The sequence below is a fragment of the Massilia agrisoli genome (assembly GCF_020831365.1).
Lineage (GTDB): Bacteria > Pseudomonadota > Gammaproteobacteria > Burkholderiales > Burkholderiaceae_D > Telluria_A > Telluria_A agrisoli.
In genome coordinates this window covers 43,244-63,469 of sequence record NZ_JAJHPV010000014.1, presented here as the reverse complement: position 1 = coordinate 63,469, position 20,226 = coordinate 43,244, and the positions used below count along the sequence as shown (strand labels likewise).

Here is a 20,226-nt window from a genome sequence, read left to right as displayed (position 1 = left end):
GCCGGCTTAGTTCCACAACAGCCTGGCCTGGCGCAGCCATTCCTGGCGCTCGACGAAACCGGTGGTGCCGCCGTTGATGCGGCGGGTGATCTGTTCGAGGTCGTCGGCGTCGGCCAGCTGGTTGCAGCCGCGGCTGGACCACTCCCCGGCCGCCACCGCCAGGCACCATGCCGGGGCCAGCACGGCGTCCGGATCCTTTGCAAAATCTGGCCCCGACGGCATGCAGCGGCGCACCCGCGCGGTCGCAGCCACGTAATTCCCCTTCCCTGTCAGCTGCAGCAAGCCGCGCCCGCGGTAGATATAACCGTCCTGCGGGCCCGTGTTGCCCATCCGTCCGCCGTAGACTTCATTGGCCAGCTTGCGGGCGTTGTGGGCGTAAGCCTCCGGATCGAGCGGCCCGTGCGGCTTGAAGCGCCACGGCCACACCTGCACCAGCCGGCGCGCACTGTAATTCAGGTTTTCATATTCCTTCGTCAGCGCCCCCGACTCGTGCATCAGCTGGGCAATGAAATGCGCCATCCGCAGCGGCGATGCGGCGATGCCGAAATCGTCCAGCAACTGCTGGCCGCCGGCAAACGCGTCCGCATACGCGGGGCGCACGCCGGGCGCCAGCTTGTTGATCTGCTCAAGGGTAACCAGGACTGCCATGGCGCTTCTCCACGCTGAAACTCACTTCATCGTAGGCGCGGGGGAAGCGTGCACATCCATCTGAATCAATCGTCAACAAAATAGCTGCCGGGCCGGCCTGTCCGGGCGCGACAGCACCGCGGCCGGAACGCTCCCGCTAGAGCGCCCCTTACCGGAACGCGTCAATCCCGGCGTACGCCGCCGCCACATCCGGAACTGTGGCGCAGCTTGCCACTCCAAAAATGAGCTCGCCTGCATTCACGGTGCTGAATCCGCGCCAGTTTTCCATATTGTATTTATTTTAACTGTAAAACTAAATATATTCTCGAGATTAATAAATATAAGCCGGAAATATTATGGAAGTCAGCAATTGATAGTTATCAAACCAGCTAATTGAACGTACCCCGATAATAAACTTACGCCGCGATAAGTCATCTAAGCGCACCCATCAATGGCGAACGGAATTTGTTTCACGAATGATATTAAATTATTAATTCGCGATTTTCATTTATTAATAACAGAAAAAATAAACGCCACCCCAAGCGCTCCTCCTGCCATGTCGACTTCCCACACCAGCGTCATCAGCCAATTTTGCGTCGACATGATTTCCATGCATCGAACGGCAAAGATCGCGCTGGCTGTCGGCGTCGACCTGATTGCCCTTCCGTTCTGCTTCCTAATCGCCATGCTGCTGCGGGTCGGGGATGTCACGCTGGCGATGCGCTACGGCGCCAGCACCTATGTCGTGGTGGCGCTGGTGACCATCGTGGCCTTTTCGCTGTCGGACCTGTACCGGGCCGTCATCCGCTTTATCGACCAGCGCCTGCTTGCCGCCACCGGCTTCGCGCTGGGGCTGGCCGTGCTGTGCGTCTACCTGGTGCTGCTGGCAGTTAACGACGAGGGATTCCCGCGCAGTGCGCTGGCAATCTACTGGTTCATCGTGTTTTCCTACGTTGTCACCTCGCGTCTCATGGTGCGCAACTTCCTGCGCAACCACATCAGTGAACGGCGCAACAGCGACGCGGTCGCCATCTACGGCGCCGGCGAGCCAGGCGCCCAGCTGGCGCTTACCATGCGCACCAGCAACGAATACCGGCCCGTCTGCTTCTTCGACGACAAGCACGTGCTGCACGAACGCACCATCGCCGGCCTGCGCGTGTTCCACACCGACCGCCTGGTCGAGATGGTCAACTCGCTGTGCATCCGCTCGATCATCATCGCGATCCCCCAGGTCTCGCCTGAACGCCTGCGCAACATCATGCATCGCATGGCAGAGGCTGGCGTGACAACAAAAATCCTGAGCCGCCTGCTCGACCTTGCCGACGAGGAGAAAACGCCGATGGAAGCGATACGCGAACTCAAGTTCGAGGACTTGCTCGGACGCGCGCCGGTGCCGCCCCGGGTCGACCTGTTTGCACGCTGCGTACGCAGCAAAACCGTGCTGGTGACCGGCGCCGGCGGCTCCATCGGCAGCGAACTGTGCCGGCAGATTGTCACCCTGTCGCCCAGCTGCCTGCACCTGCTCGACCACTCCGAGTTCGGCCTGTACACCATCAAGCAGGAGCTGCAGGCGCGCTTCCCCACCCTGCCCATCGTGGCCCACCTCGGCTCGGTCTGCAATGCGGCCCTGGTCGAGCGCATCCTGCAGGAAAGCCGCATCGACACCATTTACCATGCTGCAGCCTACAAGCACGTGCCGCTGGTGGAAGCCAATATCGTCGAAGGCCTGCGCAACAACGTGCTGGGCGCGCAGGTGCTGGCGGCCGGCGCCGGGCGCCACAAGGTGGAAACCTGCGTGCTGATTTCCAGCGACAAGGCGGTACGGCCCACCAACATCATGGGCGCCAGCAAGCGCATCGCGGAGCTGATTTTCCAGGCCGCCGCTGTCACGCACGGGCCCGAAACGACGTTCTGCATGGTGCGTTTTGGCAACGTACTGGGATCGTCGGGCTCGGTGATCCCCCTGTTCCAGCGCCAGATCGCCCATGGCGGGCCGCTTACCGTGACCCATCCGGAAGTCACCCGCTACTTCATGCTGATTACCGAGGCAGCCCAGCTGGTCATCCAGGCCGGCGCCATGGCCAAGGGCGGCGACGTGTTCGTGCTCGACATGGGCGACCCGGTCCGCATCGTCGACCTGGCGCGCACGATGATCATGATGTCCGGCCTGACCGAGAAAACCGCCGATTTCCCCGATGGCGATATTGAAATCAAGTTTATCGGCTTATTCCCGGGCGAGAAGCTCTATGAGGAGTTATTAACCGACGGGAAGGTATTCCCCAGCGAGCATCCGCGAATAATGCGCATGAAAGAAAGCGCCCTGCATCCGGGCGTGCTCGATACCTATATTACCTGCCTGATGATGGCGTGCGATACCAATGACCGCGGCATGATCGAATCGATGGTAAAAGCCATGGTGTCCGAATATACCCCCCAGCCAAATACCTCGCCCGGATTACCAATCGCCGGACCGGCTGCCGCCATCGAAAGGGCCAGCCTGGTCAAGAAAATCGTTTCTTATCGAATTTAAGCATCATTCATTAACACAGCGGAGAAACAAGAATATGCGCGACGCTCATAAACCAGGCCAACTGGCCCAGCTGGTTGGCAAATTCGAAGACCGTAGCGCGGTCATTGGCGTGATCGGCCTTGGCTATGTCGGGCTGCCGCTGTCGCTGCGCTACTCCGCGGTCGGCTTCCGGGTGCTGGGCATCGACATCGACGCCGGCAAGGTCGAGCGACTCAATGCGGGCAGCAGCTACATCGAACATATCGCGCACCAGAAAATCGCCACCGCCCGCGAGCGCGGCTTTGAGGCTACCTGCGACTTCAGCCGGGTGGCCGCGGCGGACGCCCTGATCATCTGCGTGCCGACCCCGCTCAATGTCTACCGCGAGCCGGACCTGTCGTTCGTGCTCGGCACGGTCGAAGCCCTGCTGCCGCACGTGCGCCCGGGCCAGGTGGTGTCGCTGGAAAGCACCACCTACCCCGGCACCACCGAGGAAGAACTGCGCCCGCGCCTCGAATCGCGCGGCCTGGCGATCGGCGAGGATGTGTTCCTGGTGTTTTCGCCCGAGCGCGAAGACCCCGGCAACCCGGACTTCGAAACCCGCACCATTCCCAAGGTCTGCGGCGGCTCGACCGAGGCCTGCCTGCAGGCCGGGCTTGCGCTGTACGGCCCCGCGATCGACCGGGTGGTGCCGGTCAGCTCGACCCGCGCCGCCGAGCTCACCAAGCTGCTCGAGAACATCCACCGCGCCGTCAACATCGGCCTCGTCAACGAGATGAAAATCATCGCCGACAAGATGGACATCGACATCCACGAGGTGATCCGCGCCGCCGCCACCAAGCCCTTCGGCTTCACGCCCTACTATCCCGGCCCCGGCCTGGGCGGCCACTGCATCCCGATCGACCCGTTCTACCTGACCTGGAAGGCGCGCCAGTACGGCGTGCACACCCGCTTCATCGAACTGGCCGGCGAGATCAACCGCGACATGCCTCAATGGGTGATCGGCAAGGTTACCGATGCGCTCAACGACCGCGGGCGCTCGCTCAAGGGCAGCCGCATCCTGGTGCTCGGCATCGCCTACAAAAAAGACGTGGAGGACATGCGCGAGTCGCCCTCGGTGGAACTGATGGAGCGGCTGCGCGCCAAAGGGGCGCTGGTCGATTACTCCGACCCCCACGTGCCGCATTTCCCGCGCATGCGCGAACACCGCTTCGAGCTGTCCAGCGTGGCGCTGACGCCGGAGGCGATTGCCTCGTACGACGTGCTGCTGGTGGCCACCAGCCACAGCGCCTTCGACTACGAGCTGGTGCGCCAGCATGCGCAGCTGGTCATCGACACCCGGGGCGTCTACCGCGAGCGCCTGCCGAACGTCGTGAAAGCCTGAACCATCGCGTCCCACACAGAGGGAAACACCATGCGCTACTTTCCGCCAGCGGTACTCGACCGCCGCATCCGTTTCGCCCTGGTCGGCTGCGGCCGCATCGCCGCCAACCATTTCGCCGCCATCGACAAGCACAGCGAACGCTGCGAACTGGTCGGGGTGGCCGACGTCGACCAGCGCCGCGCCACCGAGGCCGCGGCTGCGACGGGCGCCCGGCCCTACGCCAGCCTGACCGAGATGCTGGCCAAGTGCGACGCCGACGCCGTCATCGTCGCCACGCCGTCCGGCCTGCACCCGGAGCAGTCGATCGAGATCGCCCGCGCCGGGCGCCACGTGATCACCGAGAAGCCGATGGCCACGCGCTGGGACGACGGCAAGCGCATGGTCGGCGCCTGCGACGCGGCCGGGGTGCGCATGTTCGTCGTCAAGCAGAACCGCCGCAACGCCACCTTGCAGCTGCTCAAGCGCGCAGTCGAGAAAAAGCGTTTCGGCCGCATCTACATGGTCAACCTGAACGTATTCTGGACCCGCCCCGATTCGTACTACAGCAGCGCCAAGTGGCGCGGCACCTGGGAGTTCGACGGCGGCGCCTTCATGAACCAGGCCAGCCACTACGTCGACCTGCTCGACTGGATCGTCGGCCCGATCGAGAGCCTGCAAGCCTATACGGCCACGCTGGCGCGCGATATCGAGGTCGAGGACACCGGCGTCATCAGCCTGCGCTGGCGCAACGGCGCGCTCGGTTCGATGAACGTGACCATGCTGACCTGGCCGCGCAACCTGGAAGGCTCGATCACCATCCTCGGCGAGAAGGGCACGGTGCGCATCGGCGGCGTGGCGGTCAACGAGGTGCAGGAATGGAGCTTCGCCGACGCCGACGAGGACGATGAACTGGTGCGCGCGGCCAGCTACGAAACCACGTCGGTGTATGGCTATGGCCATCCGCTGTACTACGACAATGTCATCAAGGTGCTGCGCGGCGAAGCGGAGCCCGAAACCGATGGCCGCGAGGGACTCAAGTCGCTCGAAGTGCTGGTAGCGGCCTACATGTCGGCGCGCGATGGCCGCAGGGTCGCCCTGCCGCTGGAGTACTGACCATGAACGCCGCGATCCACCCCAGCGCGATCGTCGACGAAGGCGCACGCCTAGGCGAAGGCACCCGGGTCTGGCACTTTGCCCACGTGTGCGCGGGCGCCCAGGTCGGCGCGGGCTGCTCGCTGGGCCAGAACGTCTTTGTCTCCAACGACGTGCGCATCGGCGACCGGGTCAAGATCCAGAACAACGTCTCGGTGTACGACGCCGTCACGCTTGAGGACGAGGTGTTTTGCGGCCCGAGCATGGTATTTACCAACGTCTACAACCCGCGCGCGGCGGTGACCCGCAAGGACGAGTACCGGCGCACCCTGGTGCGGCGCGGGGCGACGCTGGGCGCCAACGCCACCATCGTGTGCGGCGTCACCATCGGCGAATACGCCTTCATCGCGGCCGGCGCAGTCGTCAACCGCGATGTACCCGCTTACGCCCTGGTGGCCGGGGTGCCGGCGCGCCGCATCGGCTGGATGAGCCGTCACGGCGAGCGCCTTGCCCTGCCTGCGAGCGGGCGCGCCGAAGCGCCGTGCCCGCACAGCGGCGACATGTACATGCTGGACGGCGAGCGCTGCACCCTGATGGCGGCGCGCACCTTCCCGATTCCCCCCTGACCTGAAACGGAAGCGACCATGGAATTCATCGACCTCAAAGCCCAGTACCAGGCCATGCGCGAGGGAATCGACGCGCGCATCCACGCCGTGCTCGACCACGGCCAGTACATCATGGGTCCCGAAGTGGCCGAACTGGAAGAGCGGCTGGCCGCCTACACCGGCGCGCGCCACTGCATCACGGTAGCCTCCGGCACGGAAGCGCTGCTGATTTCGTTGATGGCAATCGGCATCAAGCCGGGCGACGAGGTGATCACCACGCCGTTCTCCTTCATCGCCACCGCCGAGGCCATCGTGCTGCTGGGCGCGCGTCCGGTCTTCGCCGACATCGATCCGGCCACCTGCAACATCGACCCTGGCCTGGTCGAAGCGAAGATCACTGCGCGCACCCGGGCCATCATGCCGGTGTCGCTGTACGGGCAGCCGGCCGACATGGACGAGATCAACGGCATCGCCAGCCGCCACGGGCTGACCGTCATCGAGGACGCGGCCCAGAGTTTTGGCGCGACCTACCGCGGCAAGAAAAGCTGCAACTTGTCGGCCATCGGCTGCACCAGTTTTTTCCCCAGCAAGCCACTGGGCTGCTACGGCGATGGCGGCGCCATCTTTACCAGCGACGATGATTTCGCCAGGGCGATGCGCGAAATCCGCGTGCATGGCCAGTCGCGCCGCTACGTCCACACGCGCATCGGCGTGGGCGGACGCATGGACACGCTGCAATGCGCGGTGGTGCTGGCCAAGCTCGAACGCTTTGAATGGGAGCTCGGGCAGCGCGCCAAAGTCGCCGCGCGTTACGACGCCCTGTTCTCGGGACGGCTCGGCAAAATCGGGCGCACCCGTGACCGCAGCAGCGTATACGCCCAGTACACGGTGGTGCTCGATGAACGCGAGCGCCTGCAGGCCGTACTGCACGCCGCCGGCATCCCGACCGCCGTCCACTACCCGGTCCCGATGCACATGCAGCCCGCTTACGCCAGCTACACCGAGCCTGATGCCTGCCCGGTCGCGCTCGACATGGCCGGCAAGGTCATGAGCCTGCCGATGGGGCCTTACCTCGATCCGGCTGCCACCACCCATGTTGCCGCCACCTTGCTGGCTGCGATCGGCGAACAGATGCCGTCGCGCGGCGACCTGCTGGCCTCGTCCCCATGAAAGTGGCGCTGCCGACATTCTGGAAGCACGTTATCACCGTGCTGTCCGGGGCGCTCGGCGCGCAGGCGCTGCCCCTGTTAATGGCGCCGCTAATCACCCGCATGTGCACGCCGGCACAGCTGGGCGCGTTCAGCGTGTGGTTCGGTATTGTGGCGGTGGCCGCCATTGGCGCCACCCTGCGGCTGGAAGCGGCAATGGTGCTCGATCACGGCGAGCGGCAACAGCGCACCTGTTTCCGCGTCGTGGCCTGGTCTGCGACCTTGCTGGCAATTGCCATTACCGCGGCCGCCGCCGGTGGCCGCGCGCTCGACCTGCCCTTCCTGCGCCAGCTGTCCTGGCTGGCCGTCCTCACGATCGGCCTGGGTGCATGGCTGACGGCGACAATGCAAACCACCCTCGCCTACGCCACTTCGCACAACGCATTCGGGAAAGCGGCGCGCGCCAAGGTCTGGGGCGCCAGCACCATCGCCCTCGGCCAGGTCGGCCTGCTGTATGGCGGCGCAGGCGGCGCCGCCCTGATTACCGGGCACCTGATCGGGCTGTGCGCCGGGCTGGCTGCGGCACGCCTGCTGCTGTCCCCGCCTGACGCGGCGACCGGCTGGCGGCTCGACGACGAGCAGCGCCGCTACCTTCGCCGGCACGAGAAATTCTGGCGCTTTTCGCTGCCGTCCAACCTGCTCAACGTCATGGTCGGACAGCTGCCGCTGTTCCTGATCGGCCTGCGCCACGGCGCAGTCGCCGCCGGCCTGTTTGCCCTGACCCAGCGCGTGCTCGCCGCCCCCGTCGCCCTGCTGGCGGCATCGGTGCTGGAAGTGTTCAAACGCCAGTCGGTGCACGACTTCCAGACGCTGGGCAACTGCAAGCAGGCCTATCGTTACACCTTCAAGGCCCTGCTGCTGCTCGGTCTTGGGCCGTCGGTGGTACTGTTCCTGTTCTCGCCGTCGCTGTTTGCCTGGGTCTTCGGCGAGCCGTGGCGCGCGGCCGGCGAACTGGCGCGCATCCTGGCGCCGCTGTACTTCCTGAACTTTATCGCCAGCCCGCTCAGCTACGTATTCTTCGTGGCGGGCAAGCAGAAGATGGACCTGGCATGGCAAGTGGCGCTATTCATGATGACGGTCAGCGTCTTCCTGCTGCCCTTGCCGCTGCACCAGAGCGTGCTCTGGTACGCAATCGGGTATTCGCTGCTGTACCTGGTGTACCTGCACATGTCTTACCAGTGCGCGCAAAACCGGTTGGAGGCGGCATGAACCATGCCGGCATGGTGCGTGGGCCCAGGGGCGAACAGGCAGTGGCTATCCTCGCGTTCTTCCTGCTGTTCCCAGGCTTTTTCTTTTATCACACGCTGCTCGGGCTCGGCGTCATGGGCGCATTCCTCGGCGGCTTCTTTGCCCCTGCATCGCTGCTGGTGGTGCTGCCGCTGATCTACATGTACCTGATGCGCATCCGGCGCGAGCCGAACCGCCTGGCCAAACCCGATATCGCGTTCGGCATTTACCTGGCGTATTTTTCCATGGTGGTGGCGGCGAACGCCGCGCTGGGCGGCAAGATGGTCCACGTGGTCCACCACATCCTGGGCATCCTGTTCCTGCTGAACGTGTTCCTGATCTACAAGGCCATCGATTTCAGCGGGCGACAGTTCCGCCGCATCGCGCTGCTGAGCTTGCTGGCGATGTCGGCCATCGTTTTCTGGTTCTCGATCGACGGCGTGTTCTACCTGGGCGCCCTTGGCATTGCCAAGGATGCGGACAGCCTGGCGACCTACCAGGGTTTCTCGCGCTCGTACCTGTTTACTTTTGTGCCCGTCATCGCCTATACCCGCTCACCCTGGCTGCGGATACTGTTGTATTGCATCGGCGCCCCTACCCTGTTCTTCAATACCGCGCGCAGCGAATTTATTGCCTTGCTATTCCTCATTCCGATTATCGAGTTCTATCATTCGAAGAACAAGCTGGTAGTCGCCTTTATCTTCCTCGTGCTCGCCGTTGCGGTAAAGATCTATCTCGAAGACATAATTGCCCTGTTACCCCACAACCGGATCCTTGAGCTGCTTGACCTATCACAATCAACCTCTGCCAACAAACGGCACCATTTAACCGTATATGCGATCCAAACGATTAACGAACACCCTTTCCTTGGGGATTTCGGAAGCTATCCGCCCGGGCTATATGCACATAACGTGCTATCCGCCTGGGTGGACCTGGGCATCGTGGGCATCGTGTTTTTGCTGGGAATGATTACGATCCCTGCGATCATGATGTTTATCCGGGAATATTTTAGCAGCCGCAACTATTACGAATTCTTGCTGCCGTTCTCACTTGCCAGCATCACTTTACTGCTGTTACTGACATCGCATTTTTTTACTGACATGTTAATCGGCGCCACGTTGGGGTGCTATTCAACGTATTGGTACGGGCGCAAGCATGACAAGCGGCAGCCATGGCCGGCAGGCATTGCATTGCAACGCGAAAAGCCCGTGCACCAAGCGTTATTTACCCCAGCGCGCCCGGCGCCACCGGGTTAGCCTTTCGTGACAAGGCCGCCTTGGTGACTGTTCCTGCCAAGTCAACCTCAACGATAGGCAACCATGAAATTAACGGATATTGCAAAGGAAATCGTGCGGCTAATACGGGCCGGCGCAGAAATACCCCGACTGCCCCGCGCACAGCTCGAATTCCATTCAAAAATACATCCAGAAAATATCGGCGAGACGCACCAGGTATTTACCAAGCCTCATCCGCGTTATCGACTGATCAAAAACAAGACGGTAGGAATAGCATTGATCGATTTACGCAAATTCAAAACCGCTGAAGATTATCTCGATACAGTAAGAAAAAAGGATTACGCCGCATATCATGCGCGTCGTGCAACAACGCGCGGTTACCAAGTGCGGAAAATCGAGCGCAATCTTTTTATCGACGATATTCACGATATTAATAATTCGGCGGAAATCCGCCAGGGGCGCCCGATGGACGACGCCTACCGCATCAAGGAGACATCGTTCGAGGATCACCCGCATTTCGCCTATTTCGGGGTCCTGGACAAACAGGGAAAGCTGGCCGGTTATTGCAACGTGGCCGTTCTCGGCAATTTCGCCGCCACCCAACGCCTGCTTGGCTATAAAAATAACGACGGCTTCATGTACCTACTTCTGACGGAGATCGTATGCAGTCTGATCGAGCAAAAAACAGTGAGCTTCCTGATGTACGACACCTATCTGGGCGCCCAGCCGGGACTGCGGGAATTCAAGCGCAAGGTGGGTTTCACGCCTTATCTCGTCCGCTACTCGCTGGCATGAGCACCGTGGCCAGCCTGCACAAATACTGCAGCACGCTGGCAGAGCTTATCCGCCTGCCGGTGGCGCCCCTGCGTTTCAACGCCAGCCTGGAGCCACGCCATGTTCCCCAGGTCTATGCCCAGTTCACCAGGCGCCATCCGCGCTACAAGTTCATCCGCAGCAAAACCGTGGGCGCGGCCCTGATCGATATCGGCACCCTGGGCACGCGCGAAAAATATCTCGACGACATCAAGGGAAAGAACAATGGCGCCTACCACGCCGCCCGCGCGCGCAAGCGCGGCTATGTGTGCAGGGAGATCGACCGCAACGCCTATGTCGACGACATCCACGACATCAATATCTCGCAGGACTCACGCCAGGGCCGGCCGATGGACAAGGCCTACACCGAAAAGCGCGAGCATTTCGACGTGCTGGAGAACTTCCGCTATTACGGCGTGCTTAACCCGGCGGGCAAGCTGGTGGCCTACGCCACCTTTGGCGTGTACGGTAATTTTGGCGCCTTCTCCCAGCTGATGGGACACCGCAACAACGACGGCATCATGCACCTGCTGATCGTTGACGTGGTGTGCCGGCAAATCGACGAAGGCACACTGCAGTACATCATGTACGACACCTACTTCGGCGCCCAGCCCGGGCTGCGGCAGTTCAAGACCATCCTCGGCTTCCGGCCGTACCGCGCGAAGTACAGCCTGCAATGAAAACGACACCCACCCTGGCCGGCCGAGCGAGGCCGGCGCTCCGCACAAAAGGCCTGCAAGGCATCTCCGTGCCTTGCGCCATGCTGAGCTGCCGAGGGATGCCCCGATGAACATCCTGCTGATCAACCACTACGCGGGCTCGCTCCAGCACGGAATGGAATACCGGCCCTACTACCTGGCGCGCGAATGGGTGCGGCTTGGCCACCGCGTCCGTATCGCCGCCTCCTCGCGCTCGCACATCCGCGCCCAGGCGCCGCAGATGCGCGGCCAGGCACGGCTCGATGAAACCATCGACGGCATCGAATACACCTGGTTCGATACGCCAGCCTATGCCGGCAACGGCAGCGCGCGGGCGCTGAACATGGCGGCCTTCATCATGCGGCTCACGCGCGACGCCCGCCAGCTGGCACAGTCGTTCAGGCCCGACGTGGTGATCGCGTCAAGCACCTACCCGCTCGATATCTGGCCGGCCCGCCGCATCGCCCGGCTGGCGCGCGCCCGCCTGCTGTTCGAGGTGCACGACCTGTGGCCGCTGTCGCCCATGGAACTGGGCAACTACTCGCGCTGGCACCCGTTCATCATGCTGCTGCAGGCGGCCGAAAACTACGCCTGCCGCCACGCCGACGCGGTGGTGTCGATCCTGCCGAAGGTGCGCGACCACCTGGAAGCGCACGGCATGGCGCGCCACAAGCTGCACATTGTGCCCAACGGCGCCGACCCGGCCGAATGGCTGGCCGACCCGCCCCAGCTGCAGGGCGAGGTGGCCGCCGCACTGGCCGACCTGCGCGACCGGGGCAAGTTTATTGTCGGCTACGCGGGCACCCACGGGATGGCCAATTCGCTCGGCACCCTGCTTGGCGCGGCCGCGCAGCTGGCCGGCGAACGGGTTGCATTCGTGCTGGTTGGCGGCGGCCCGGACAAAGCAAGGCTGCAAGCCCGCGCGCGTGACATGGGCCTGTCCAACGTCTACTTCTTCGACCCGGTCGCCAAGCAGCAGGTTCCGGCATTACTGCAGTGCTTTGACGTGGCGTATATCGGCTGGCCGCGCCAGCCTTTGTACCGCTTCGGCATCTCGCCCAACAAGCTGATCGACTACATGATGGCGGCGCGCCCGATCCTGCATGCTGTCGATGCCGGCAACGACCCGGTCGCCGACGCCGGCTGCGGCCTGACGGTGGCGCCGGAGGATCCCTCGGCCGTCGCGCGCGGCGTGCTCAGCCTGATGTCGATGCCCGCCGCCGAGCGCGCGGCCCTCGGGCAGCGCGGAAAGCTCTACGCATTGCGCAACCTGAGCTATCCGGTGCTGGGCGAGCGCTTCCTCAACATCCTGGCCGGCTTGCGCCCCACCACATTCTGACTCTGCCCTAAAGGTTACGATCATGGCCGAACACACCACCAATGAGAACGGCGCCCAGGTGCAGCCGCAAGCCCCCTTCCTGCCGTTCGCGTTGCCCGACATCGGCGAGGAAGAAATCAGCGAGGTGGTCGAGTGCCTGCGCTCCGGGTGGGTGACCACGGGCCCCAAGACGCGCCAGTTCGAACAGGCATTTTGCGCTTACCTCGGCGGCGGCGTCGAGGCCATCTCGGTCAATTCGGCGACGGCGGGGCTGCACCTGGCGCTTGAAGCGCTCGGCATCGGGCCCGGCGACGAAGTGATCGTGCCGACCCTGACCTTCACCGCGACCGCTGAAGTGGTGCGCTACCTGGGCGCGCAGCCCGTGTTCGCCGATTCCGACCCGCGCACCTTGTGCATCGACCCCGCGGCCGTTGAAGCGGCCATTACCGCGCGCACCCGCGCCATCGTACCGGTCCATTATGCGGGACTGGCCTGCGACATGGAGGCGATCCTGGCGCTGGCCGCACGCCATGGCCTGCGCGTGGTGGAAGACGCGGCGCACGCCTTCCCCACCCTCTACCAGGGCCAGCTGGTCGGAACGCTGGGCAGCGACATCACTGTGTTCAGCTTCTACGCCAACAAGACAATGACGACAGGCGAAGGCGGCATGGTGGTCACGCGCGACGCGGCGCTGGCCAAACGGGTGCGGCTGATGCGCATCCATGGCATCAGCCAGGATGCGTTTGCACGCTACACCTCGCGCACGCCGGCCTGGTTCTACGAGGTGGTTGCAGCAGGCTACAAATACAACCTGACCGACATCGCCTCGGCGATCGGACTGGGCCAGCTGCGCAAGATCGACCGCTTCCTGGCCCGGCGCCAGCAGCTGGCGGCCCGCTACACCAGCGCGCTCGCGGGCCTGCCCTTGCAGCTGCCCGCCGACGCCGCGCCCGGCAGCACCCACGCCTGGCACCTGTACGTGGTGCGCCTGACCGACGGCGCCCACATCGGCCGCGACGAGCTGATCGGCGAATTGTCGGCGCGCGGCATCGGCACCAGCGTGCACTTCATTCCGCTGCACCGCCAGCCCTACTGGCGCGATACCTGCGCCCTGGCGCCGCAGCAGTTTCCGGTGGCCGAGGCCAGCTACCACGCGATGGTGACCTTGCCCCTGTACACCAAGATGACCGACGCCGACCAGTTGCGCGTCATCGACGCCGTTCGCGAGCTGGTGTCATGAGCAAGCGCGCCTTCGACCTGGCTGCGTCGCTGTGCGGCTTGCTGATGCTGGCGCCGCTGCTGGGCTTGATCGCGCTGTGGATCCGCCTCGACTCCGGGGGCCCGGTGTTCTACCGCCAGTTGCGCATTGGCCGCTACGGGGTGCCGTTCAGCATTTTCAAGTTCCGTACGATGCGTGTGCAGGCGGGCGCAGGCGGTCAGCTCACCGTCGGCCAGGATGCCCGCATCACGCGCGCCGGGCGCTTTTTGCGGCACTACAAGCTCGACGAGCTGCCGCAGCTGATCAACGTGCTGCAAGGATCGATGAGCCTGGTCGGGCCGCGGCCTGAAGTGCCGCGCTACGTGGCCTGTTATCCGCCCGACGTACGCCGCATCGTGCTGTCGGTCGCGCCGGGCATCACCGACTGGGCGTCGATCCATTACAAGGATGAAAACGCCATCCTCGGCCATGCCGCCGATCCGGAGCAGGCCTACATCGACACCATCCTGCCTGTAAAGCTCGAGTATTACGTGCGCTATGTGCAGGAGCGCAGTTTCTGGACCGACCTGCGGATCATTGCTAACACCCTCACCGCGATCGCGCGCTAGCCATGGACCCGGGCATGACGCTGGTGCGCCTGGGCGACCTAGATATGACCTTGCCGCTGGCGGCGGCGGCGTTTTGCTGGATGGCCGCCGCGCGCGCCTGGCGCACAGCGATGCTGTGGGGTTTGCTGTTCGGTGGCGGCGTGATGCTGGTCGGCGCCAGCAAGATCGCGTTCATGGCCTGGGGTTCCGGGTTGCCCGCGCTCGGTTTCAAGGCAGTCAGCGGCCACGCAACAGGCGTGACGGCCGTGTTCCCGACCGTGTTCTATCTCATGCTGCAGGGCGGCGGCCCCGCCTTGCGCCGCAGCGCGGTGGTGGCCGGCGTCGGCCTGGGCCTGCTGGTCGGGGTGCTGCTGGTGGTGTATGGCTTCCATACCGCTGCCGAAGCGATGGCCGGGTGCCTGCTGGGCGCGGCCATCAGCCTGGCATGGATCCGCCTGGCGGGCGCCAGCGCCGTGGCGCCGTCGCTGGCCAGGCTCGGCTGGTTCGCCCTGGCCTTCCTGGCAGGCGCCTGGCTGATGAGCTTTGCCCATGTCGGCTGGTGGATGATCCGGGTCGCCACCTTCTTGTCCGGTAACGACAGGCCCTTTCCGCTGGGCGGCGCCGACAGTCTTTGCTGACCTTTATCCCGTCTGAAAAGGAGTAACCATCATGGCTTCCATCGCCAAGCCTGGCATCCGGCTCCGTGAGCCCGAACTGGGGGAAGATTCATGCCAGTCGCTGCTCATCGCGCTGCTGCGCGGGCTGTGCGCCGTCGAGGTCGCGGCCGCGCACCTGCGCGCCGAGTTCTTTCCCGGCTTGCGCGCGATGGCCGACCCGCCGCTGGCCTACCAGGCGCTGGCCTTCTTCACCGGCTTTGCGCACCAGGCCGTCGTGCTGTTCTTCCTGATCAGCGGATGGCTGGTCGGCGGCAGCCTGCTGGGCAAGATCGGGCGTCCGCAAGCGCTGCAAGCCTACGCCATCGACCGCCTGTCGCGCCTGTGGACGGTGCTGGTTCCAACCTTCCTCCTGATGCTGCTGTTCGGCGTGCTGGCCGGTCAACTGATTCCCAACACCATCGATTACTCGCGCTCGAACAGCTATTCGCTGCTGTCCTTCGCGGGCAACCTGGTCGGCCTGCAGACGGTAACGCTGGAACCGTTCGGCGGCAACTTCCCCCTGTGGAGCCTGGCGAACGAAACCTGGTACTACCTGATGTTCCCGCTACTCCTGGTGCTGGTCACCGGGTCGACGCCGGCGCGCCGTTTGCTGGCGATGCTGACCCTGGTCGCCATCGCCCTCGCGCTCCCGTATGACATGACCCTGTATTTCCTGGTCTGGCTGCTGGGCGCGATCTTCTCGCGCGTACGGGTCGATTGCAGTAACACGGTGCGCTGGCTGATGCTGGCGATGTTCGGCGTGCTGGCCGTGTATTTACGCCTGACCGGCTACAACGACGACATGACCGCCGCGTCCTTCGTCCAGGACCTGGTCTACAGCCTGGCGTTCCTGCTCTTCCTGTGCAGCATGCACATCAAGGCCGATCCGGCATCGCGCCCGATAGCCCGCCTGCGTAGCGGCGCCACCTTCTTTGCCGAGTTTTCGTTCACCCTGTATGTCTTCCATATTCCGCTGATCCGGCTGATGCAGCACGTCGGACTGAACTTCGGGGGCACGTACCGCCTGTCGCCAGCCAACTGGATCGACTATGGAATCTACTTCTCGCTGCTGGGCGTAGTGCTGGTGCTGTCCTACGGCTCTTACCTGCTGTTTGAATCGCACACGCCGAAGGTACGCCGGTGGCTCAAGGAACTGCTGCTGTCGAGCCCGCCTGTGCATGCCGCCGCCAAGCGCTGACGGGGATGCGTGCCGCCGTGGCCGCGGCACGTTTCAGGGCTTTTGCGCCATGTAGATGAAGTGCGAGCGCAGGGGTGGGACGAAGGTCGCGAGCAGGTCGCTGAGCAGCCGGGGAGCGCGCGACAGGCGGCGCGCGATGGGCGGCGCCAGCAGCAGGGTCTGGTAATGATGGCCGGCAGCCGCTGGCCAGTACTGGCGAACCTGGGGCCGGCTGACCCGGCGCACGTTGGGGTTGGCGGGATTGTTGTAGCGGAAGTCGAACACCATGCACCAGGCGCCTGGCTTGAGGACACGCCACATTTCATCGGCCAGCTGGTGGCGCATCTGCTCGTCGAGGATGGATGAAAACACGGTATTGGCAACGGCGAGGTCAAGGCTGCCATCGTCAAAGATGTCGAGGTCGCCAAGATGCCAGTGAACCCCACGGGCGGTGGCCGCCCTGGCCTGGTCGAGGCGGTCTTCCTGGTATTCGGTACCGATCAGGTTGCCCGGTCGCGCGCCCCAGCTGATCAGCTGGCGCAAAAAGCCACCGCTGCCGCAGCCGACATCGACAATGCGCAGCCTGGACAGGTCGTGGCCGACCGTTGCCGCCAGCAGGCCGCCAGCGGCACGGCAGCGCGCGGCATCCTGCTCCATGACCTCGGGCCGATGCCAGGCGTAGGGTGCAAGTTCCTTTCCGCCATGCCATTCACGGTAGACGGCGCGAATGCGCGCCTGTTCGTCGGATTCGGTGTTCGGGGAGTCCATACCGTCCATGGTAAGCAGGCGGAGGTGCTGGACATTTGATAATTGTTGAGACGAACGAAAAGATCGCCGGCGTTTTCGCGCCGGCGATCATACCGGTGAAGCGCTTAGTGCTGGTAGGCGCCGATGTCGTAACCCGTGGTGGCGTTACGTGGATAACCATCGAAGTCGTACGGCAACACGTAGCTCGAATTCAAACCCTTACCGATCGCTGGCGAGTCGCTGTTCAGGTGGAAATCGTTGGTGGTGGCGGTGCGTGCGTAGCTGGCAAACCGGGGCGCCGCGGCCACAGTGCCGCTGTGGGTCAGGCCGTTTTTCAGGGTCCAGTTGTACGTGTTCTGGTACACCAGGTTGTTGCGGTAGGTGTTCTTCAAACCCGTCTTGCCCTGCTCCGAAATGCCGTACTTGTTGTCGTACACAATGTTGTTGTGTACGTGCACGTTATCCGCGCCTGCTGTGGTGAAGTAGTAGTCGCCGCCGCCCACGATGATGCCGGTGCCCGAGGTCGTCACCGTGTTGTTGGTGATGATCACGTTGTTGGCGTCGTGCCACAGGTGGATTGCTGCTTCCGCCACGCGGTAGACCACGTTGTTCTTCACGGTACCGGAGGTGCTGACGTAGATGCCCTGCACGAAGTGGCAGCCGGCAGGTCCGATGTCATGTACCAGGTTGCCGATCACATCCGACTTGACGCCCTTGTAATAGCTGTCGACGCCGATCGCCGAGCCGCCGCCGCTGGTGCAGGCGATGGTATTGGCGATGTGGTGCACATAGTTATTACGGATCATGTCGTAGGAACCGCCGTTGTAGATGCCGTAGGCCCACTTGGTGCCGCTCTGGATCTTGCGGCCATCGACTTCGAAGCCGATGATGTCGACGTAACTGCCACGGTTATCCCATGCCACGTTATTCGACGAGTTTGCAGGCGGAACAATCTTGGCGCCCCACTTCGTTGTCGAGACGAAGTAGATGCGGCCAGTTGAAGTACCGCTGACGCTGGTGCGGAAACCGCCCGAGTAGTTACCCGGCGCCACATGGACCGTGGTGCTCGGCTTGGCTACCTGGGCTGCGCGCGCGATCGTCCGGAACGGCGAGGCCTTGGTGCCCGGGTTGCTGTCGGAACCGGTTGGCGACACGTAGTAGTTATACGTCGTGGCCGGGATCGGTTGCGGAACCGGTGTCGGCGTTGGCTCCGGCGTTGGCTCCGGGGTTGGTTCCGGCGTTGGCTCCGGAGTCGGGGCTGGCGCAGTCGATGTGCCCGCGTGCTGGTAAGCGCCGATGTCGAAGCCGGTCGTGGTCGAACGCACGTTGCCTTCGATGTCGGTCGATGGCGAGGCTGCTGGCAGCGCCGCGCCTACCGCAGGCGAAGTTGCCGACGGATGATAATCGCCGCCGCCGGTACGGATGTAGTTGACGAACTGCGGCTCGGCGTTGACCGTCCCGAGTGCCTGCAGCCCGTTGTTCAGCATAAAGTTGTAACTCCCGTTCTTATAGACGAGGTTGAACGGATAGCTGTTGTGGGTTCCGGTCGAACCGACTTCCTGGATACCGTAGCTGGCGTTGTCGTAGATGATGTTGTTGGCGACGCGCGTGTAATCATTCGGCGCGGTGCCGAGGTAGCCACCATTGCCGCTGACCACCACGCCAATTCCTGAGTTGAACACGGTGTTGTTCGTCACCAGGTTGTTGGTCGCGTCATGCCACAGGCGGATGCCCGCGTTGCTGATGTTGTAGACCAGGTTGTTGATGACCTTGCTCTGCGCCGAATTGATGTAGATGCCGAGGTAGTAAGCGCAGCCGGTCGGGCCGACGTCGTGGACGATGTTGCCAACCACATCGTTGGCGATGCCCTTGTAATAGCTGTCGGAACCGATGCCGCCGCCGCTGCTGGCGCATGCGACGTTCTTCGCAATGTGGTGGACGTAGTTGCCGCGCACCGTAGAATATGAACCCGCGGTGTAGATGCCGTTCAGCCACTGCGTGCCTGCCTGGCCTTTGGTGCCGTCCACTTCAAAGCCTTCGATGTCGACATAGCTGCCGCGGTTATCCCATGCGCGCGTGTTGGTCGACGACGCAGGCGGCACGATCTTGGCGCCGAAACGCGATTGCGACACGTAGCGGATGCGCGCCTCCGCGGTACCGCTGGCCGTGGTCTGGAAGCCGCCGGCGTAAACACCGGGAGCGACGCGGATCGTGACGCCTGGCGTGGCTGCGCGCGACGCCCGCAAAATCGTTCTGAATGGCGCGGACTGTGTTCCCGCATTGGTGTCCGATCCGCTTGGTGAAACATAGAGATCAGCTGGTGCCGCCACACCGTTGTAGGTCACGGCCGCGAACTGCGGGGCCTGGAATGGGGCATCGCTGCTGCCCGAGTCAGAGCCGCCGCAGGCTGCGAGCAACAGTGGAAGGCTGCTGCACAGCATGGCGCGCACACGGTTTTCAGACGCTAGACTGACAAGTTTGTTCATCAAAGATTCCTCGCTAAAACAGGGTGATTGAGCAAGGTTTGACGCACGGCACTTGATTCAGTTCAACGTTTTTGAAAATAAATTTCTCTGCAGTATCAGATAAACAAAAACCATTTCGCCAGCGAAATTGACGGATTCGTCAGGAGTATGGATGTTCCATTACTGCGCGTGCTGCGACTTCGGATGCGCCGGCTGCAGTGGAATCGGCCTCAAAGCGAGGCGTAAGGTTTCCAAAATCGGGGTCAGACCACCGTTTTTGGGAACATTCCAAAAGCCAGGTGGTCTGACCCCGATTTTGGCAATTTTTTTGAGAACCTGGGCCGGCGCTGAAGGGATGTTCACGAAACCGACGGAGGACGGGCGTTTGTCTTCTCCCCCTCAACCTTGGCTCGGCGTTAGTTGGCGCGGCCATCGCGAACGGGTGCGTAGACTCTGCCCGCCCGAAAGCTTCCCCAATCGGGGTCAGACCACCGCTTTTTTGGAACATTCCAAAAAACGGTGGTCTGACCCCGATTTTGGAAATTCAAAAAACGGTGGTCTGACCCCGATTTTGGAAATTTTTCAAAAAACGGTGGTCTGACCCCGATCTTGGAAATTTTTTAAAAACATTGAAGTTTGGATTGCGGGCGGGCGCTGAAGGGATCTTTACGAACCCGGCG

General features: G+C 63.1%; 17 protein-coding genes. 14 read left to right on the top strand and 3 right to left on the bottom strand.

Going from position 1 to position 20,226, the window contains the following annotated elements:
- Window positions 1-6: 6 nt before the first annotated feature.
- Window positions 7-648, bottom strand: coding sequence for a glycoside hydrolase family 19 protein (locus LMJ30_RS14635; protein WP_229433081.1), 642 nt, complete (start codon window positions 646-648; stop codon window positions 7-9).
- 589 nt (window positions 649-1,237) lie between these two features.
- On the opposite strand from LMJ30_RS14635, the gene LMJ30_RS14630 reads away from it, so the two are divergent.
- From LMJ30_RS14630 to LMJ30_RS14565, 14 genes are all read left to right on the top strand, one after another.
- Entirely contained in the window at window positions 1,238-3,157 is a 1,920-nt protein-coding gene (locus tag LMJ30_RS14630) for a polysaccharide biosynthesis protein (protein WP_229433080.1), read from the top strand.
- A 34-nt stretch (window positions 3,158-3,191) separates the two neighbouring features.
- Window positions 3,192-4,520 carry a nucleotide sugar dehydrogenase gene (locus tag LMJ30_RS14625; protein WP_229433079.1) on the top strand — a complete coding sequence of 443 codons (1,329 nt, stop codon included), beginning with the start codon at window positions 3,192-3,194 and terminating at the stop codon, window positions 4,518-4,520.
- 30 nt (window positions 4,521-4,550) lie between these two features.
- Entirely contained in the window at window positions 4,551-5,612 is a 1,062-nt protein-coding gene (locus tag LMJ30_RS14620) for a Gfo/Idh/MocA family protein (RefSeq protein ID WP_229433078.1), read from the top strand.
- 2 nt (window positions 5,613-5,614) lie between these two features.
- Window positions 5,615-6,217: an acyltransferase gene (locus LMJ30_RS14615; protein WP_229433077.1), complete on the top strand. Its 603-nt coding sequence runs from the start codon at window positions 5,615-5,617 to the stop codon at window positions 6,215-6,217.
- Window positions 6,218-6,235: 18 nt separating this feature from the next.
- Entirely contained in the window at window positions 6,236-7,366 is a 1,131-nt protein-coding gene (locus tag LMJ30_RS14610; protein ID WP_229433076.1) for a DegT/DnrJ/EryC1/StrS family aminotransferase, read from the top strand.
- Entirely contained in the window at window positions 7,363-8,613 is a 1,251-nt protein-coding gene (locus LMJ30_RS14605) for a lipopolysaccharide biosynthesis protein (RefSeq protein WP_229433075.1), read from the top strand. The genes LMJ30_RS14610 and LMJ30_RS14605 overlap by 4 nt, the downstream gene beginning before the upstream one ends.
- Window positions 8,610-9,887 (top strand): O-antigen ligase family protein, encoded by a 1,278-nt coding sequence (locus LMJ30_RS14600; protein WP_229433074.1) that lies wholly within the window; start codon window positions 8,610-8,612, stop codon window positions 9,885-9,887. Before LMJ30_RS14605 ends, LMJ30_RS14600 begins: the two co-directional genes overlap by 4 nt.
- Window positions 9,888-9,950: 63 nt before the next feature.
- Window positions 9,951-10,661, top strand: a complete 711-nt coding sequence (locus LMJ30_RS14595) for a hypothetical protein (protein ID WP_229433073.1) — start codon at window positions 9,951-9,953, stop codon at window positions 10,659-10,661.
- Complete coding sequence (locus LMJ30_RS14590; RefSeq protein WP_229433072.1) at window positions 10,658-11,359, top strand: hypothetical protein; 702 nt, start codon at window positions 10,658-10,660, stop codon at window positions 11,357-11,359. Before LMJ30_RS14595 ends, LMJ30_RS14590 begins: the two co-directional genes overlap by 4 nt.
- A 106-nt stretch (window positions 11,360-11,465) precedes the next feature.
- The gene (locus LMJ30_RS14585) at window positions 11,466-12,716 is read left to right on the top strand and encodes a glycosyltransferase family 4 protein (protein ID WP_229433071.1); all 1,251 of its coding nucleotides are present in this window, start codon (window positions 11,466-11,468) and stop codon (window positions 12,714-12,716) included.
- 22 nt (window positions 12,717-12,738) lie between these two features.
- Window positions 12,739-13,935: a DegT/DnrJ/EryC1/StrS family aminotransferase gene (locus tag LMJ30_RS14580; protein WP_229433070.1), complete on the top strand. Its 1,197-nt coding sequence runs from the start codon at window positions 12,739-12,741 to the stop codon at window positions 13,933-13,935.
- Window positions 13,932-14,522 carry a sugar transferase gene (locus tag LMJ30_RS14575; RefSeq protein WP_229433069.1) on the top strand — a complete coding sequence of 197 codons (591 nt, stop codon included), beginning with the start codon at window positions 13,932-13,934 and terminating at the stop codon, window positions 14,520-14,522. The genes LMJ30_RS14580 and LMJ30_RS14575 overlap by 4 nt, the downstream gene beginning before the upstream one ends.
- A 14-nt stretch (window positions 14,523-14,536) precedes the next feature.
- On the top strand, window positions 14,537-15,139 hold the full coding sequence (locus LMJ30_RS14570; RefSeq protein ID WP_229433068.1) for a membrane-associated phospholipid phosphatase: 603 nt from the start codon (window positions 14,537-14,539) through the stop codon (window positions 15,137-15,139).
- Window positions 15,140-15,170: 31 nt separating this feature from the next.
- A complete protein-coding gene (locus LMJ30_RS14565; RefSeq protein WP_229433067.1) occupies window positions 15,171-16,355 on the top strand; it encodes an acyltransferase family protein in 1,185 nt (394 codons plus the stop codon).
- Window positions 16,356-16,388: 33 nt separating this feature from the next.
- Here the strand turns inward: LMJ30_RS14565 and LMJ30_RS14560 are convergent, their stop codons facing one another.
- Complete coding sequence (locus LMJ30_RS14560) at window positions 16,389-17,102, bottom strand: class I SAM-dependent methyltransferase (protein WP_229433066.1); 714 nt, start codon at window positions 17,100-17,102, stop codon at window positions 16,389-16,391.
- 104 nt (window positions 17,103-17,206) lie between these two features.
- Window positions 17,207-19,567 (bottom strand): right-handed parallel beta-helix repeat-containing protein, encoded by a 2,361-nt coding sequence (locus LMJ30_RS14555; RefSeq protein WP_229433065.1) that lies wholly within the window; start codon window positions 19,565-19,567, stop codon window positions 17,207-17,209.
- Window positions 19,568-20,226 lie beyond the last annotated feature (659 nt).

What these genes read in the sequence shown, in the direction of transcription:
- LMJ30_RS14630 (WP_229433080.1), top strand. Translation starts at nt 1,238, where the DNA reads ATGCATCGAACGGCAAAGATCGCGCTGGCTGTCGGCGTCGACCTGATT.
- LMJ30_RS14620 (WP_229433078.1), top strand. Translation starts at nt 4,551, where the DNA reads ATGCGCTACTTTCCGCCAGCGGTACTCGACCGCCGCATCCGTTTCGCC.
- LMJ30_RS14605 (WP_229433075.1), top strand. Translation starts at nt 7,363, where the DNA reads ATGAAAGTGGCGCTGCCGACATTCTGGAAGCACGTTATCACCGTGCTG.
- LMJ30_RS14580 (WP_229433070.1), top strand. Translation starts at nt 12,739, where the DNA reads ATGGCCGAACACACCACCAATGAGAACGGCGCCCAGGTGCAGCCGCAA.
- LMJ30_RS14585 (WP_229433071.1), top strand. Translation starts at nt 11,466, where the DNA reads ATGAACATCCTGCTGATCAACCACTACGCGGGCTCGCTCCAGCACGGA.
- LMJ30_RS14575 (WP_229433069.1), top strand. Translation starts at nt 13,932, where the DNA reads ATGAGCAAGCGCGCCTTCGACCTGGCTGCGTCGCTGTGCGGCTTGCTG.
- LMJ30_RS14635 (WP_229433081.1), bottom strand. Translation starts at nt 648, where the DNA reads ATGGCAGTCCTGGTTACCCTTGAGCAGATCAACAAGCTGGCGCCCGGC.
- LMJ30_RS14625 (WP_229433079.1), top strand. Translation starts at nt 3,192, where the DNA reads ATGCGCGACGCTCATAAACCAGGCCAACTGGCCCAGCTGGTTGGCAAA.
- LMJ30_RS14570 (WP_229433068.1), top strand. Translation starts at nt 14,537, where the DNA reads ATGACGCTGGTGCGCCTGGGCGACCTAGATATGACCTTGCCGCTGGCG.
- LMJ30_RS14615 (WP_229433077.1), top strand. Translation starts at nt 5,615, where the DNA reads ATGAACGCCGCGATCCACCCCAGCGCGATCGTCGACGAAGGCGCACGC.
- LMJ30_RS14565 (WP_229433067.1), top strand. Translation starts at nt 15,171, where the DNA reads ATGGCTTCCATCGCCAAGCCTGGCATCCGGCTCCGTGAGCCCGAACTG.
- LMJ30_RS14595 (WP_229433073.1), top strand. Translation starts at nt 9,951, where the DNA reads ATGAAATTAACGGATATTGCAAAGGAAATCGTGCGGCTAATACGGGCC.
- LMJ30_RS14610 (WP_229433076.1), top strand. Translation starts at nt 6,236, where the DNA reads ATGGAATTCATCGACCTCAAAGCCCAGTACCAGGCCATGCGCGAGGGA.
- LMJ30_RS14600 (WP_229433074.1), top strand. Translation starts at nt 8,610, where the DNA reads ATGAACCATGCCGGCATGGTGCGTGGGCCCAGGGGCGAACAGGCAGTG.
- LMJ30_RS14560 (WP_229433066.1), bottom strand. Translation starts at nt 17,102, where the DNA reads ATGGACTCCCCGAACACCGAATCCGACGAACAGGCGCGCATTCGCGCC.
- LMJ30_RS14555 (WP_229433065.1), bottom strand. Translation starts at nt 19,567, where the DNA reads ATGAACAAACTTGTCAGTCTAGCGTCTGAAAACCGTGTGCGCGCCATG.
- LMJ30_RS14590 (WP_229433072.1), top strand. Translation starts at nt 10,658, where the DNA reads ATGAGCACCGTGGCCAGCCTGCACAAATACTGCAGCACGCTGGCAGAG.